General features: G+C 73.5%; 17 protein-coding genes. 6 read left to right on the forward strand and 11 right to left on the reverse strand.

What is annotated here, in order from left to right:
• The 5 genes from Q1K57_RS06140 to Q1K57_RS06160 all read left to right on the forward strand — a co-directional run.
• Positions 1-635 (forward strand): TIGR03085 family metal-binding protein (locus tag Q1K57_RS06140; RefSeq protein WP_300080033.1); only part of this gene is annotated, 635 nt, incomplete at its 5' end.
• 4 nt (positions 636-639) lie between these two features.
• Positions 640-1,263: a maleylpyruvate isomerase family mycothiol-dependent enzyme gene (locus Q1K57_RS06145; protein WP_300080034.1), complete on the forward strand. Its 624-nt coding sequence runs from the start codon at positions 640-642 to the stop codon at positions 1,261-1,263.
• Between the two features lie 56 nt (positions 1,264-1,319).
• Positions 1,320-2,447 (forward strand): tetratricopeptide repeat protein, encoded by a 1,128-nt coding sequence (locus tag Q1K57_RS06150; protein WP_300080035.1) that lies wholly within the window; start codon positions 1,320-1,322, stop codon positions 2,445-2,447.
• Between the two features lie 45 nt (positions 2,448-2,492).
• A complete protein-coding gene (locus Q1K57_RS06155; RefSeq protein WP_300080037.1) occupies positions 2,493-2,999 on the forward strand; it encodes a SigE family RNA polymerase sigma factor in 507 nt (168 codons plus the stop codon).
• Positions 2,996-3,778, forward strand: coding sequence for a hypothetical protein (locus Q1K57_RS06160; protein WP_300080039.1), 783 nt, complete (start codon positions 2,996-2,998; stop codon positions 3,776-3,778). The genes Q1K57_RS06155 and Q1K57_RS06160 overlap by 4 nt, the downstream gene beginning before the upstream one ends.
• Here Q1K57_RS06160 and Q1K57_RS06165 read toward each other — a convergent pair.
• The 5 genes from Q1K57_RS06165 to Q1K57_RS06185 form a co-directional block, all read right to left on the reverse strand.
• Positions 3,721-4,071 (reverse strand): hypothetical protein, encoded by a 351-nt coding sequence (locus Q1K57_RS06165; RefSeq protein WP_300080041.1) that lies wholly within the window; start codon positions 4,069-4,071, stop codon positions 3,721-3,723. The genes Q1K57_RS06160 and Q1K57_RS06165 overlap by 58 nt on opposite strands.
• A 23-nt stretch (positions 4,072-4,094) precedes the next feature.
• A complete protein-coding gene (gene gatB, locus Q1K57_RS06170; RefSeq protein WP_300080042.1) occupies positions 4,095-5,588 on the reverse strand; it encodes an Asp-tRNA(Asn)/Glu-tRNA(Gln) amidotransferase subunit GatB in 1,494 nt (497 codons plus the stop codon).
• Position 5,589: 1 nt separating this feature from the next.
• Positions 5,590-7,104, reverse strand: a complete 1,515-nt coding sequence (gene gatA / locus Q1K57_RS06175; protein WP_300080043.1) for an Asp-tRNA(Asn)/Glu-tRNA(Gln) amidotransferase subunit GatA — start codon at positions 7,102-7,104, stop codon at positions 5,590-5,592.
• Entirely contained in the window at positions 7,101-7,397 is a 297-nt protein-coding gene (gene gatC, locus Q1K57_RS06180) for an Asp-tRNA(Asn)/Glu-tRNA(Gln) amidotransferase subunit GatC (RefSeq protein WP_300080044.1), read from the reverse strand. Before gatC ends, gatA begins: the two co-directional genes overlap by 4 nt.
• A gap of 76 nt (positions 7,398-7,473) precedes the next feature.
• Complete coding sequence (locus Q1K57_RS06185; protein WP_300080045.1) at positions 7,474-7,902, reverse strand: OsmC family peroxiredoxin; 429 nt, start codon at positions 7,900-7,902, stop codon at positions 7,474-7,476.
• 193 nt (positions 7,903-8,095) lie between these two features.
• Here Q1K57_RS06185 and Q1K57_RS06190 point away from each other — a divergent pair, with 193 nt between their 5' ends.
• Positions 8,096-8,731: an ACT domain-containing protein gene (locus Q1K57_RS06190; RefSeq protein WP_300080046.1), complete on the forward strand. Its 636-nt coding sequence runs from the start codon at positions 8,096-8,098 to the stop codon at positions 8,729-8,731.
• A gap of 45 nt (positions 8,732-8,776) precedes the next feature.
• Here Q1K57_RS06190 and Q1K57_RS06195 read toward each other — a convergent pair whose 3' ends face one another.
• The 6 genes from Q1K57_RS06195 to mnmA all read right to left on the reverse strand — a co-directional run bounded on the left by Q1K57_RS06195 (position 8,777) and on the right by mnmA (position 14,472).
• Positions 8,777-8,983, reverse strand: coding sequence for a hypothetical protein (locus tag Q1K57_RS06195; protein WP_300080047.1), 207 nt, complete (start codon positions 8,981-8,983; stop codon positions 8,777-8,779).
• Between the two features lie 33 nt (positions 8,984-9,016).
• Positions 9,017-9,844 carry a chloride channel protein gene (locus Q1K57_RS06200; protein WP_300080108.1) on the reverse strand — a complete coding sequence of 276 codons (828 nt, stop codon included), beginning with the start codon at positions 9,842-9,844 and terminating at the stop codon, positions 9,017-9,019.
• Entirely contained in the window at positions 9,835-10,245 is a 411-nt protein-coding gene (locus Q1K57_RS06205) for a hypothetical protein (RefSeq protein WP_300080049.1), read from the reverse strand. The genes Q1K57_RS06200 and Q1K57_RS06205 overlap by 10 nt, the downstream gene beginning before the upstream one ends.
• Positions 10,246-10,344: 99 nt before the next feature.
• Positions 10,345-12,396, reverse strand: coding sequence for an NAD-dependent DNA ligase LigA (gene ligA, locus Q1K57_RS06210; RefSeq protein ID WP_300080050.1), 2,052 nt, complete (start codon positions 12,394-12,396; stop codon positions 10,345-10,347).
• A gap of 34 nt (positions 12,397-12,430) precedes the next feature.
• Positions 12,431-13,399 (reverse strand): methionine synthase vitamin-B12 independent, encoded by a 969-nt coding sequence (locus Q1K57_RS06215; RefSeq protein ID WP_300080052.1) that lies wholly within the window; start codon positions 13,397-13,399, stop codon positions 12,431-12,433.
• The gene (mnmA, locus tag Q1K57_RS06220; protein ID WP_300080054.1) at positions 13,399-14,472 is read right to left on the reverse strand and encodes a tRNA 2-thiouridine(34) synthase MnmA; all 1,074 of its coding nucleotides are present in this window, start codon (positions 14,470-14,472) and stop codon (positions 13,399-13,401) included. Before mnmA ends, Q1K57_RS06215 begins: the two co-directional genes overlap by 1 nt.
• Positions 14,473-14,479: the final 7 nt, after the last annotated feature.

A 14,479-nucleotide genomic window follows, 5' to 3' on the forward strand; every position in this document is an offset into this window, starting at 1 on the left:
GCATGGGATTCGCCAAGACCGAACGTGCCGCCCTCTGTGACGCCCTGCTGGAGTTCGGGCCGGACGCCCCGACCCTGTGCGAGGGGTGGGACGCCCACGACCTGGCCGTGCACGTGTGGATGCGCGAGAACGATCCACTCGGCGTCGCCGGTTCGTTCATCAAGCCGCTCGCGGGCGTGACAGAAGCGCGCACGGAGGCCGTCCGTACGCGGTGGACGTACCCCGATCTCGTCGAGCGCATCCGCAAGGGCCCGGGGCTGGCGTCCCTCTTCGCCATCCCCGCCGTGGACGAACTGGCCAACACCGGTGAGTTCTTCATCCACACCGAGGACGTGCGCCGCGCGAACGGCCAGGGCCCCCGCGACCTAGGCCGGGAGTTCGAGGAGTCCGTGGCGAAGGCCCTCGTCACCACCGCCAAGCCGCTGTTGCGCGATGTGGACGCCGGCGTGGTGTTCGAGCGCACGGACGCCTCCGAGTCACTCCGCGTTAAGCCGGGGGCATCCACGATCACGATCATCGGCAAGCCGTCGGAGATCCTGCTGTTCGCGTTCGGCCGGATGGACCAAGCCGAGGTCGAGGTCGTCGGCGAGCCGTCGGTCGTCGCCAAGGTGCGTGCCACCCACAAGGGCTTCTGACGCCATGGTCGCCGGCCTGGCGCGCGTCGTCGCCGCGCGCGACCGGTTCGTCGAGCTGGCCCGCGACCTCGGCCCGGACGCCCCCACGCTCTGCGCGGGCTGGGTCGTCCGCGACCTCGTGGCCCACCTGCTCGTCCTGCAGCGCGACCCGCTCGCCTGGCCGGGCGTCGGCGTCCCCGCCCTGGCCGGGCTCACCGAGCGGCGCATGGCCGCCCAGGTGGCGTCCGGTTTCGACGCCGCCCTCGACACCCTGGCGGCCCGCTCGCCCCGCTTCCCCGTCATGCCCGACGACCTGCCCGGCGGCCCGATGCTGCACCACCTGGGCGAATACGTCGTCCACACCGAAGACATGGCCCGGCCCAACCACGTCCCCGGCACAGCCGCGGACGCCGACCTGGCGGACGCGCTGTGGGCGCGCGCCCAGCGCGTCGCCGCCTACTTCGGTCGCACTCGCCGCCGGGGTCTCGTGCTCGTCCGGACCGACGTGGCGGCGTCCGCGGCGGTGCTGCTCGGTCCGGAGACCACGGTCGTCTCCGGGGCGCCGCTGGAACTGCTCGTGTGGGCCTACCGCGGTCCGGCCGTCGCCGGCGTGGGTGTCACCGACGCCGCCGCCATCCCCAGCCCGTAGCATGGCCGAGACGTCACACACGCACACGGACACACGCAGACGGAGGGGGGTGGCCCGTGGCGGCCTCGGACACCGTTGACAAGGAGCTCGCCAAGGCGCGCCGCTGCGTCGAGCGCGGGCAGGACCGGCGGGCCCTGGAGATCCTCGAGCCCCTGCTCGCGGCTCACCCGCGCCGCGAGGGCGAGATTCAGGTGCTGCTGACCCTCACGCACAGCGCGGCCGGGCGCACCAAGGGCGCCCTCAAGGCCGGACGCCGCGCCATCAGCCTCGCCCCCGACTCCGCCCAGGCGCACGACGCCCTCGGCAGCGCCCTCCGCGCCGCCCGCAAGCGCGGCGAGGCGGTGAAGGAGTTCGACCGGGCCGTCGCGCTGGAGCCGGCCTGGGCCGCCGCCCACGTCCATCGCTCGCTCGCCCTCAGCGATCTCAAGCGCATCGGCGACGCCCGCGCCGCCGCCGAGGAGGCCATCCGGCTCGCCCCGAACGACCCCGACGCGCACTTCGCCCTCGGCCACGCGCTCAACGACTCCCACCCGAAAGACGCCAAGCACGCCTACGAGGCCGCCCTCGCACACGCGCCCAAGCACCAGGCGTCCATCCACGCGCTCTCCGCGCTGCGGCTCAACGCCGCGGACGCCGGGCTCGGGCGCCGCTACGGCGTCGCCGACGGTCTCGCGACCGACCCGGCCCGCAAGGCCGGGGTCGTCGCCCTCGACCAACGGGTCGTCGACCAGCTCTCGGGCCTGCAGGTGATCGCGCTGGGCAGCGTCGTCGTCCTCGGCCTGGCGACCGTCGTCGCCCCCGGGCTCGACGGCGTCCAGCGCGGCCTCGGGCTCGGCTTCCTCGGACTCGTGGGCGTCGCCCTCGGTCTCGTCGTGGCCTGGTTCGTGCGCACTCGGCTGCTGCCGATCGCCGCCCAGGCGCCGCGCGAGGGGGCGTCCTACTGGCGCAGCTTCGCCCGCCGCGAGCGGCTGGCAGTCACCTGGCTCGGCTTCATCGCCCTCGCCCTCCTGGCGCTCCTGCTCGGCGTGGTGAACACCGTGGCCGGCGGGCTGGCCGCGGAGTCGGTGGGGGCCGCGCTCATGTGGGGCTCGCTGTTCATGGCGACGATCCTGCTCGTCGTGGCGCTGGTGCTCGGCCTCGTGCGGCGCTTGCACGGCAGCCCGCGCAGCAACCGCCACCTGTGATGCAACCGTGAGGGATGCGCGCGGCGTCTTGAAGGTGTGCAGATGATGACGGAGCGCGAAGCCCGAGGGTTCGTGGACGCCGCGTTCACCGAATTCGTCGAGACCCATCAGCACGCGCTCAAGCGGTACGCCCTCGCCCTCACCGGCTCGGACGCCGACGCCGACGACCTCCTCCAGGCCTCGCTCGCCAAGTTGTACCTCGCGTGGGGTCGCATCGAGCAGCCGGACGCCGCCCTCGCCTACGCACGCCGCGTCCTCGCCCGCACGCAGGCCTCGTGGTGGCGTCGGGCCTCGTCGCGCGAATACCCGACCGACCAGCTGCCGGAGCGTGCGGTGGCCGAGCACGACCGGGTGGCCGACGCCGATCTGGTGTGGCGCGCCCTGGCCCGGCTCGGGCCGCGCCAGCGCGCCGTCGTCGTGCTGCGCTTCTACGCCGACCTCACCGAGCCGGTCATCGCCGACGAGCTCGGCATCAGCGTCGGCACCGTCAAGAGCCAGCTCGCGCGCGCCCTCGCGCACCTCCGCACCCACCTCGCCGAGGAGGACCGATGACCGACCTCGAACGTCGCCTGCGCGACGCGCTCGCCACGAAGACGGACGCGGCCGCCCCCGCCGCCGGACTGCCGGAGGCGGCGCTCCGGGCGGGCCGTCGGGCCAGGCGCGCCCGCACAGGACTCGCCGCGGCGGCGTCCCTCGTGCTGGTCGCCCTCCTCGCCCTACCACTCGTGGTGCAGCCGCCGCTGAGCGGCGTGCCCGCCGCGCCCGTCACCACCGCGGGCGTGACGACCCCTGCGCCGCCCGCAACCGCCCCCACTGACCTCCCGGCGCCCACGCTCGCGTCCCTCCCACCGCTCACCGAGGACGCCGCCCGCGCCCACGCCGCCGCGTTCATCGCGTTCGCTCGTGACCCGGAGAACTCGCCGGTCGCCGGACTGGGACTCGCCGACCGCGTGCTGCTCGGCGTCGGGGGCGAGCTGACGGAGCAGGTGCCCCAGAATCGGTTGGCGACGCAGGCGGGCTGGGACACGGGCGACGCCTCGACCGCGCACGCCGAGCGGTCGGGCCCGTTCAACGCGATCACCACCCTGCGTGACCACGCTGCGCGGGCGGAGGCGGCCGCGTTCGACACCCGGATGGTGGTGGACTATCCGTCCTGCAACAACCCGCAAGAGCACGTCGCGGCGCCGCCCTCCCTGGCCGACCACGTCCGCGTCACGATCCAGCCGGCCGCGGACAGCGTCGACTCCTGCATCGACTGGTTCGCGGTCGACCTCTACCTCAGCCCCGACGATCGGGTGGCCGGCGTGGTCCTCGTCCTCGGCTCGCCCTGACGCGCGCGCCACAGCCCAAATCCCAGCGCGATGCCGACGAGGTCGGCGGCGGCGTCCAGGGGGTCGGCCGAGCGGCCGGGCAGGAACGCGCCCTGGATGACCTCGCTGAGCCCCACCTGCACGACCATGAGGGCGAGCGTCACCCAGCGCGGCAGCACGCGCAGCAGCGCCCAGGTGGTGAGGGCGAACAGCGCCACGTGCACCGCCTTGTCGAGGTGGGGCACGCCGATGACGGGTGGCGTCTCGATCGCCCGGGGCCAGTACAGCGCCAGGCTCTGGAGCACCACCGCCACGACGGCGAGGACGACGCGACGGTTCAGGACAGCTTCTCCAGCAGCAGCTCGCGGACGCGGGCGGCGTCCGCCTTGCCCTTCATGTCGCGCATGACCGCCCCGATGAGCGCGCCCGCCGCCTGCACCTTGCCCGCCCGGATCTTGTCCGCCACGTCCGGGTTCGCGGCGATCGCGGCGTCCACCGCCGCGCCGAGGGCGCCGTCGTCGGAGACCACGGCCAGCCCGCGCGCGGCGACGACCTCCTCGGGGGTGCCCTCGCCGGCCAGGACGCCGTCGAACACCTCCCGGGCCAGTTTGTCGTTGACCGTTCCGGCGTCGACCAGGGCCTGCACCGCGGCCACCTGAGCCGGCGTGACGCCCACGGCAGCCAGTTCGACGCCTGCCTCGTTGGCGCGCCGGGCGAGCTCGCCCAGCCACCACTTGCGGGCCGCCGCAGGCGCCGCGCCGAGCGCGACCGTCTCCTCGATGAGGTCGAGCGACCCCTCGGTGCCGAGGACGTCCCGCATCTCGAGGTCGGTCAGGCCCCACGCGTGCTGCAGCCGGGCGCGCCGCTGGGCGGGGTTCTCGGGCAGGGTGGCCCGCAACTCCTCGACCCACTCCGGGGCCGGCGCGATGGGCACCAGGTCGGGCTCGGGGAAGTAGCGGTAGTCCTCCGCCTGTTCCTTGCTGCGGCCCGGCGAAGTGTAGGCGCCGTCCTCGTGCCAGTGGCGCGTCTCCTGGTGGACGCGCCCGCCGCCGGCGAGGATCGCCCCTTGACGGCGCATCTCGTAGGTGAGCGCCCCCTCGACCGACCGCAGCGAGTTGACGTTCTTGGTCTCGGTGCGGGTGCCGAGCTCGTCGGAGCCCTTCGGCATGAGCGACACGTTCGCGTCGCAGCGCATGTTGCCGGCCTCCATGCGCGCGTCGGAGACGCCGAGCGCGCGCATGAGGTCGCGCAGCAGCGCCATGTAGGCGCGGCCGACCGCCGGCGCCTTCGCGCCCAGCCCCCGGATCGGCTTCGTGACGATCTCCATGAGCGGCGTGCCCGCGCGGTTGTAGTCGACGAGCGAGTAGTCGGCCCCGTGGATGCGACCCGTGCCGCCCCCGACGTGGGTGAGCTTGCCGGCGTCCTCCTCCATGTGGACGCGCTCGATCTCGATGCGGAACGTCTCGCCGTCGACCTCCACGTCGACCCAGCCGTCGAAGCAGATCGGCTCGTCGTACTGCGACGTCTGGAAGTCCTTGGTCATGTCCGGGTAGAAGTAGTTCTTCCGGGCGAACCGGCACCACGGCGCGACGCTGCAGTTGAGCGCCAGCCCGATCCGGATGGCCGATTCCACCGCCTTGCCGTTCACCGCCGGCAGCGACCCGGGCAGGCCGAGGCACACCGGGCAGGTCTTCGTGTTCGGCTCCCCGCCCGGGGTGTTGTCGCAGCCGCAGAACATCTTGGACGCCGTGTTGAGTTCCACGTGCACCTCCAGCCCCAGCACGGGGTCGAAGCGCTCGATCACCTCGTCGTAGCTGAGCAGGTCGTCCATGTCAGGCCTCCGTCCACGTCGAAGCGATGCGGTCGGTCAGCACCGCGGGGCCGGACGCCGCCAGCGCGCGTTCCAGCGCCGCCCCCACCCGGTAGACGCGGTCGTCGGCCAGCGGCGGCGCCATCACCTGGAAGCCGACGGGCAGACCGTCCTCGGGGGCCAGCCCACAGGGGAACGACCCGGCCGCATTGCCCGCCATGTTCGAGGGGATCGTGCACAGGTCGGACTTGTACATGGCGAGCGGGTCGGCCGTGCGCTCCCCGATGCGGAACGCGGTGGTCGGCGTCGACGGGCTGACGAGCACGTCGACAGTGCCGAACGCCCGGTCGAAGTCCTGCGCGATGAGCCGGCGCACCTTCTGGGCCGAGCCGTAGTAGGCGTCGTAGTAACCCGAGCTGAGCGCGTACGTGCCGATGATGATGCGCCGCTTCACCTCCTCGCCGAAGCCGGCGTCGCGGGTGAGGTTCATGACCTCCTCCGCGCTCCGGGTGCCGTCGTCGCCGACGCGCAGCCCGTAGCGCATGGCATCGTAGCGGGCCAGGTTCGAGCTGACCTCGCTCGGCATGATCAGGTAGTAGGCGCCGAGCGCGGAGACGAAATGGGGGCAGCTGACCTCGACGATCTCCGCACCCGCCTCCTCGAGCAGCCCGAGCGCCTCGCGGAACCGCTGCTCGACGCCGGGCGCGTAGCCCTCGCCGCCCAGTTCCTTGACGACGCCGATGCGCAGGCCGGTCACGTCGCCGGAGCGGGCCGCGTCGACGACGGGCGGCACAGGGGCGTCGATCGACGTGGAGTCGAGCGGGTCGTGGCCGCCGATGACCTCGTGGAGGAGGGCGGCGTCCAGCACCGTGCGGGCGCAGGGGCCGGGCTGGTCGAGGCTCGACGCCATGGCGATGACGCCGTAGCGCGACGTGCCGCCGTAGGTGGGCTTCACGCCGACCGTGCCGGTCACCGAGCCCGGCTGGCGGATCGAGCCGCCGGTGTCGGTGCCGATGGCGAGCGGGGCCTCGAAGGCGGCCAGTGCCGCCGCCGATCCGCCGCCCGATCCGCCCGGGATGCGGTCGAGGTCCCACGGATTGTGCGTGGTGCCGTACGCCGAGTTCTCCGTGGAACTGCCCATGGCGAACTCGTCGAGATTGGTCTTGCCGAGGATGACGATGCCCGCCGCCCGGAGGCGCTCCGTCACGGTCGCCGAGTAGGGCGGACGCCACCCCTCCAAGATCTTCGATCCCGCCGTCGTCGGGACGCCCTGCGTGCAGAACAGGTCCTTCAGGGCGAGCGGCACGCCGGCGAGCGGACCGAGCTGCTCCCCCGCGTCCAACCGGGCGTCGACCGCGGCCGCCTGCGCGAGCGCACCGGCGGCGTCCACGTGCAGGAAGGCGCGCACCCGGCCGTCGACCCGGCCGATCTGGTCGAGGAAGGCCTGCGTGACCTCGACGGAGGTGAGTTCGCGGGCGGCGATGCGGATGCCGAGGTCGGACGCCGTGGCCGTCAGGATGCCGCGGGTGTCGGTCACTGCTCCTCCCCGAGGATGCGGGGGACCCGGAACCGGTCGTCCTCGACGGCGGGAGCACCGGCGAGCACCGCGGCGGCGGGCAGGCTCGGCGTGACCACGTCGGCCCGGAACACGTTCGTCAGGGGCAGCGCGTGCGACATCGGTTCGACGTCGGCGCCGGCCACCTCCGATACGGAGGCGACGGCGTCCAGAATGACGTCGAGCTGGGGCGCAAGGCGCTCCAGCTCGGCGGTGCTCAACTCGATGCGCGCGAGCTCGGCGAGCCGGGCTACGTCGGCGGTGGTGAGGGCCACGGTGGCAGCTCCTGTGGTGGGACCGGTCAGAGACCCGCCCATCCTAGGGCCGTGCGCGGCGCCTGCGGCGCGTGCCTCAGCCCACGAACTCGACCTCGAGGGTCTTCTCGACGCCGGCCAGGGCCTTGCTCACCGGACAGTTCTCCGTGGTGTCTTGGGCGAACTTCTCGAAGTCGGCCTGCGGCAACTCGGGGACCACGCCGACCACCTTGATCGCCGCACCCGTGATGCCCGTGCCGGGCACGAAGTCGACGCCGACGCTCGTGGTGAGGCGCGCCGGCGGCGTCCCGTTCTGCGACAGAGCGTGGGCGAGCGCCATGGAATAGCAGGTGGCGAGGGCGGCGGCGATCAGCTCTTCAGGGTTGGTGTTCCCCTCGCCCGCGTCGGCCCGCTTGCCCCACGTGACGTCGAAGGTCGCGACGCCCGACGTGACGAGCTCGGTCGTGCCGGTGCCCTCGGCGAGGCTGCCCTCCCAATGGGTGGTGGCGGTGCTCGTGGTGGCCATGGGGTCGTCCCTTCCTGCTCGTGTCCCGGCGGTGCGCCGGCGTCCGGCGTCCATCCTCCACCACCGGCGGGCGACAGCCAATCGAAACGCTGCGATTCGGGCGGATTCCGGCTCTGTGACAATCGCGCTACAAGGCCCCCTGCCGGGCATGGGCGGGGCGACGGAGGTCGCCGCGTCGGCCACACTGGGCGGCGTGTTCCTGCTGCGAGTGATGCTCCCCGACCGCCCGGGTTCCCTGGGCGCCGTCGCCACCGCGCTCGGCCACGCCCAGGCCGACATCCACGCGGTGGAGATCGTCGAGCGTGGTGCCGGCTACGCCGTCGATGACTTCATGCTCACGCTTCCCACCCATGGACGCCCCGACGCGTTGTTCAGCGCCTGCGCGGGCGTGCCGGGTGTGGAGGTGATGTGGGTATCGAGCTACCCCGACAACTGGAGCCTCATGGGCGACACCGACGTCCTGGAAGAGATGACCACCGACCCCGAGCGCGCCGAGGAGATTCTCCTGCGCGCCGCCCCGGCGGCGTTCCACAGCACGTGGGCGCTCGTCACCGACCGGGCGGGCATCGTCCAGGCCTCGACGCCCCTCGCCCCGGCCGGGCTCGTGCTGCGCGAAGCGGTGTTCGGCTCTCTCCGGACGCCCCACGTCGCCGTCCTGCCTGCCGGCTGGGCCGAGGGCTGGGGCGAGCACGCCGTCGCGGTGGCGCCGTTCCGGGGGTCGCTGAACGCCATCGTCCTCGGACGCCCCGGGCCCGAGTTCCGCCGCTCCGAACTGGTGCGCCTGCGCCACCTGGCGATGCTGTCCGACCTCCGCCTCCCGACGCCCTGACGCCGCAAGCCGCAGCGAGGTGCGCCGACCGCCCTGTGGGGGCGCTCAGAAGCCGCGCAGTTGGAGGTAGGCGAAGGAGCCGAACGCGATGACGGCGGCGAGGACGAGCACGGCGACGAGCAGGGTCAGCCAGCGGGCGCGCTTCTTCTTGCGCGTCGTCGGGACGCCTTCGGGCCCCCATTCGCCGATGGTCGGCATCACGCGGGGCGACACGCGACCATTGAGGTTCAGGTTGCTGTTGAGGCCGTCCACGCCGGCCAGCGTACCCGTGTGCCCGTTCCCGTCTCAGCCGCGCTTGATCCGGTACAGCTTGGGGCGCACCGCGGACGTGGCGAACGCCGCCGCCACCGCGAGGGCCAACGCCGCGAACGCCATGTGCCCCTGCCCGGTCACACCGGCTACCAGGAGCATGCCGGTGGCGGGGGCGCGCAGCGAGGTGGCCAGCATCGCTGCCGCGCCGAGGACCGCCAACACGGCGATGGGCACCTCGAGACCCGGCACGGCCAGTTCGCCGAGGCGTCCGATGACGATGCCGCCGGTGGCACCCGCGGCGATCGCGGGGGCCAGCGTGCCGCCCACCGCGCCGGCCCGCAGCGTGAGCATCGTGGCTGCGGTCTTCGCGACGAAGAGCAGGGCTGCCATGCCGAGGGTCAGCCCGAGGAAGGCCGCCTGCGCGGCGCTGCGTCCGTTGCCCAGCACGAGGGGCCAGAACCAGGCGAGCACGGCCACCCCGAGCCCGGCCAGGGGAAGCGTCACCAAGGTCGGCGTCCCCCGTTGTGAGTGCTTCTTGACGTGGTCGGCGAGGTCGCCGAACCATCCGCCCAGGGGGCCCAGCAGCAGGCCCACCACGCCAGCCCAGATCAGCACGCCCGTGTCGGTGCTGTCGATCAACGCCGCCACGTACTGGGGCTGGGGGCTGACGACCACCTGGGCCGTCACCACGGCGATCGCCGACATGCCCAGGCAGGTCGCGGCGATGCGCATCGAGACCTCCTTGAGCAGGAGCTCCATGGCGAAGACGGCCCCGGCCAGCGGCACTTGGTACACCGCCCCCAGGCCGGCCCCGGCCGCGGCGGCCACGAGCACCCGGCGGCGGCCGCCGTTCACGCCCATCCTCTCGCAGAAACACACGGCGAACAGGGCGGCGAGTTCGGGGGGGCCACCTCCCGGCCCACGGGCAGGCCCGAGCCCACCCCGATCATCTGCAGTACGGCGTTGATCACGGTGGACACCGTCGGCGGCGTCGTGCCGCGCACCATGCCCTTGACGCCCACCAGGGGCCGACCCCAGCGGCGCAGCGCCCACCACGCGAGCGCCAGCACGGCGGCGACGACGGCGACCCCGATGCTCATCCGCCAGGGGTCGACGCCGTCGGTGAGCACCGCGCCGGGCTGCTCCCCGTGGCCGTAGACGAGCTCCTCGACGGCGTGCAGGATCCAGGTGAGCCCGGCCGACCCGAGCCCGGTCAGGACCCCCAGCGTGGCGACGATGGCGCCGTGGCGTGTGGCAGCCACCGTCCGCGCCCACGGTGTGGGGGCCGCTGATTCCGGCGGCTGCGTCGACACCCGCACAGCTTAGAACTGCAGGCAGCGCCGGTTGCGACCGTGCGACCCTCAGGCCTCGGCCAGCAGCTCGGCCCCGCGGCGCAGGAGTTCGTCGAACTCCCCCGCCGACAGGATGGGCACCCCGAGGGACTCGGCTTTCGCGTACTTCGAGCCCGACGACTCTCCCGCCACCAGCACCGAGGTGTTCTTCGACACCGAGCCGGCCGCCTTGCCGCCGCGCGCCGTGATCGCCTCCTGCGCGGTCTCGCGCGTGTACCCCGGAACGGCGCCCGTCACGACCACGGTCAGCCCGGCCAGCGTCTGCGCCACCGCCGGGGCCGCGCCGGCGGCGTCCGCCATCAGAGCGCCGGCTGCCTGCCACTTGTCGACGATCGCCGCGTGCCAGTCCACCGCGAACCACGCGGCGATGGACGCCGCGAGCGTGGGCCCGATGCCTTCGACGGCCGACAGCTCCTCCACCGACGCCGCCCGCAGCGCGTCCACACTCGGGAACGCCCGCGCCACGTCGGGCGCCACGCCTTTCCCGATGTGCCGGATCGACAGCGCCACGAGGAACTTCGCCCACGGTCGCGACTTGGCCGCCTGCAGGTTCTCCAGCAGCTTCGCCCCGTTCGCCGTGAGCGCGCCCGACTTCGTGCGGAAGAACTCCGCACGCAGCAGGTCGGCCTCGGTGAGCCCGAAGAGATCCCCCTCGTCGCTGACGAGCCCGGCCGAGAGCAGGGCGTCGGCCGCCTGCCAGCCCAGGGTCTCGATGTCCAGCGCAGCCCGCGACGCCACATGGAACAGCCGCTCCCGCAACTGGCTCGGGCACGAGCGCTTGTTGGGGCAGCGGAGGTCCTTGTCGCCCTCCTTCTCCTCGCGCAGTTCCGTGCCGCAGCTCGGGCAGTGCGTGGGCATCACCCAGGCGGGTAGCCCGTCCGGACGCAGTGCCAGCACCGGGCCGAGGATCTCCGGAATGACATCGCCCGCCTTGCGCAGGATCACCGTGTCGCCCGGCCGCACGTCTTTGCGCTCCACCTCGTGCGCGTTGTGCAGCGTCGCCATCTCGACCGTCGACCCGGCCACCACCACGGGTTCCATCACGCCGTAGGGGGTCACCCGCCCCGTCCGCCCCGTGTTCACCTCGATGCGCAGCAGCCGGGTGTTGACCTCCTCCGGCGGGTACTTGAACGCGATCGCCCACCGCGGCGCCCGCGACGTGAACCCCAGCTCGCGCTGCCGGGCCAGCTCGTCGACCTTGAGCACCACGCCGTCCATCTCGTGCTCCAGGCTGTGCCGCCGCCCCTCGAGCGTCCCGATGTAGGCCAGCGCCTCGGGCAGCCCCGGGACGACCGCGTTGTGGTCGCTCACCGGCAGCCCGTAGCTGCGCAGCAACGCATACCCGTCGGACTGCCGCGCGATCTCCGCGCCCGAGTGCGCCCCCAGACCGTGGCAGTAGAAGCGCAGCTTCCGGGACGCCGTCACCCGCGGGTCCTTCTGCCGAAGGGAGCCGGCGGCCGAGTTGCGCGGGTTGGCGAACGCCTGGCGCCCCGCCTCGAGCAGCGACTCGTTGAGCGCCGCGAAGTCGTCGGGCCGCATGTACACCTCGCCGCGCACCTCGACCAGGTCGGGCGCCTCGTCCGACAGCGTGAGCGGGATGTCGCCGATCGTCCGCACGTTCGCCGTCACGTCCTCCCCCACGCGCCCGTCCCCCCGCGTCGCGGCCGTCACCAGGCGCCGGTTGCGGTAGACGAGGTCGAGGGCCAGCCCGTCGATCTTCACCTCGCACAGCAACTCGCCCGCCCCGCCGAGCCGCGCGTACCAGCGCTCCACCTCCTCGACGGTGAACGCGTTGTCCAGGCTCATCATCGGCTCGAGGTGCTCGACCGCCGCGAAGGTGGCCGACAGCCCGCCGCCCACCTGCTGAGTCGGCGAGTCGGGCGTCCGCAGCTCGGGCTGAGCCTCCTCGAGCGCCTCCAGCCGGCGCAGCAGCTGGTCGAACGCGGCGTCGGTCAGCGTCGGGTTGTCCAGCACGTAGTACTGGAACCGCGCATCGTTGATCTGCTCGGCGAGCAGCGCGTGCTGGGCCCGCAGGTCGGCCGCTTCGGAGTCTTTCGTCACGAGCCGCAACCTACCGTGCGCCTCGGACAATCCTTCAGCGGGCGAGTTCGTCGTCCATCCGCTCGGCGGTGGTCGCCAGCGCCCGGAAGAGCGGCGTCACCTCGCGGACCGGCCAGCCCGCCAGCCCGCACGCCGGCGTCAGCACCACCCGGTCGCGCAGCACCGGGCCCAGCTCCAGCGACCGCAGCGCCCCGAGCACCGTGCGCGTTAAAGCGTCGGCCGTCGGCGCCTGCGCGGGCACGGTCGGCGAACACCCCAGCCACAGCTCCCGGCCGGCCTCGATGGCCGCGGCCACGGCGTCCCACTGCGTGCGCGTCATGAGCGACTGGTCGAGCGACACCCCCGCGAATCCGGCCCCGTGCTCGCCGAGCACCAGCTCGACCTCCAGGCCCGGCGCGCAGCAGTGCAGCACGTCGCCGCCCACCAGCCGCAGCCGCTCGGTCACCTCGGAGCGCTCCACCGACCGGTGCCGGAAGTACCCGCCCTCGGTGGGCACGGAGCCGGCCAGGACGGCCGGCAGCGACGGTTCGTCCACCTGCAGCACGACCGCCACGCCCGGCAGGCGCCGCTCGACCTCGCGGCGCAGGTCGCCCACCCCGGACGCCAGCGCCTGTGCCAGGTCGGCGCGTGCCACCGGGTCACCGAGCACACGCCCGCCGAGCGGAAGCAGCGTCGCCGCGGCCAGCGTCCACGGCCCGGCCACCGCCAGCTTCAGCGGCCCCTCCAGACCCTGGGCCTGCTCCTCGAGGGTGTCGAGGTCGTTGCGCAGCGTCGCCCGCGCCCGGCGCTGGTCGAGCCCGGGCACGCGGGCGAGTTTCCACTCCCCCGCGACCAGGTCGGCCCCGATCCCGTCCAGCAGCCCCAGGGCCCGCCCGATCATGCCCGCCCAGGGCCCGCGCGCCGGGAACTCGGGAAGCCACGGCACCGACGCCGCCGCCAACCCCAGCCGGACGCCGGCCGCCACGTCGGTGCCGGGCAGCGACCCCAGACCGGAGGTGCGCATCAGGACGCCGTCGCGATCGTCGAGGCGCCCACGACGAGGTCGCCGTCGTACGTCACGGCGGCCTGGCCGGGCGCGATACCGAACGCCGGCTCGTCCAGCTCGATGCGGACGCCGTCGCCGTCGGCCTCGATCGACGCCGGCAGGGGTGCGCCGTGGGCGCGCACCTGAACGAGCCCGCGCCACGCCCCGAGCCGTGGGCTCGCGACGGCCCAGCTCGGCCGGATCCCGGTGAGGGAGCGCACCGCCAGCGCCTCGTGGGGCCCCACGGTGACCCGGTTGGTCACCGGTTCGATGCCGAGCACGTAGCGCGGCCGCCCGTCGGCGGCGGGTACCCCGAGACGCAGGCCGCGCCGCTGGCCGACCGTGAACTGGTGGTGGCCCGCGTGCGCCCCGACGACCGCACCGGCGGCGTCCACGAACTCACCGGACCGCTCGCCGAGCTGCCGGTTGAGGAAGCCGGCGGTGTCGCCGTCGGCGATGAAGCAGATGTCGTGGGAGTCGGGCTTGGCGGCCACCCGCAGCCCCAGCGCGGCGGCCTCGGCGCGCACGTCGGCCTTGACCGAGCCGTACAGGGGGAAGAGCGACCGGCGCAGCTGCGCCTGGGTGAGGACGCCGAGCACGTAACTCTGGTCCTTCGCCGCGTCGGCGGCGCGGTAGAGGCGCGACTCGCCGTCGGCCTGCTCCAGGCGGGCGTAGTGCCCGGTCGCCACGGCGTCGAAGCCGAGCGCCACGCCGCGCTCGAGCACGGCGGCGAACTTGATCTTCTCGTTGCAGCGCAGGCAGGGGTTCGGCGTCCGGCCGGCCGCGTACTCGGCGACGAAGTCGGTCACCACGTCGGCGTGGAACCGCTCCGACAGATCCCAGACGTAGAACGGGACGCCCAGCAGATCGGCGACCCGGCGGGCGTCGAGGGAATCCTCCAGCGAGCAGCACCCCCGCGCGCCCGAGCGGTATGTGTCGGGGTTGCGGTTGAGAGCGAGGTGCACGCCGGTCACCGCGTGGCCCTCGGCCACCAGGCGCGCGGCGGCCACGGAGCTGTCCACCCCGCCCGACATCGCCACGAGCACCTTCACGGCGGAC

The sequence above is a fragment of the Propioniciclava sp. genome, assembly GCF_029977985.1.
Classification (GTDB): domain Bacteria; phylum Actinomycetota; class Actinomycetes; order Propionibacteriales; family Propionibacteriaceae; genus Propioniciclava.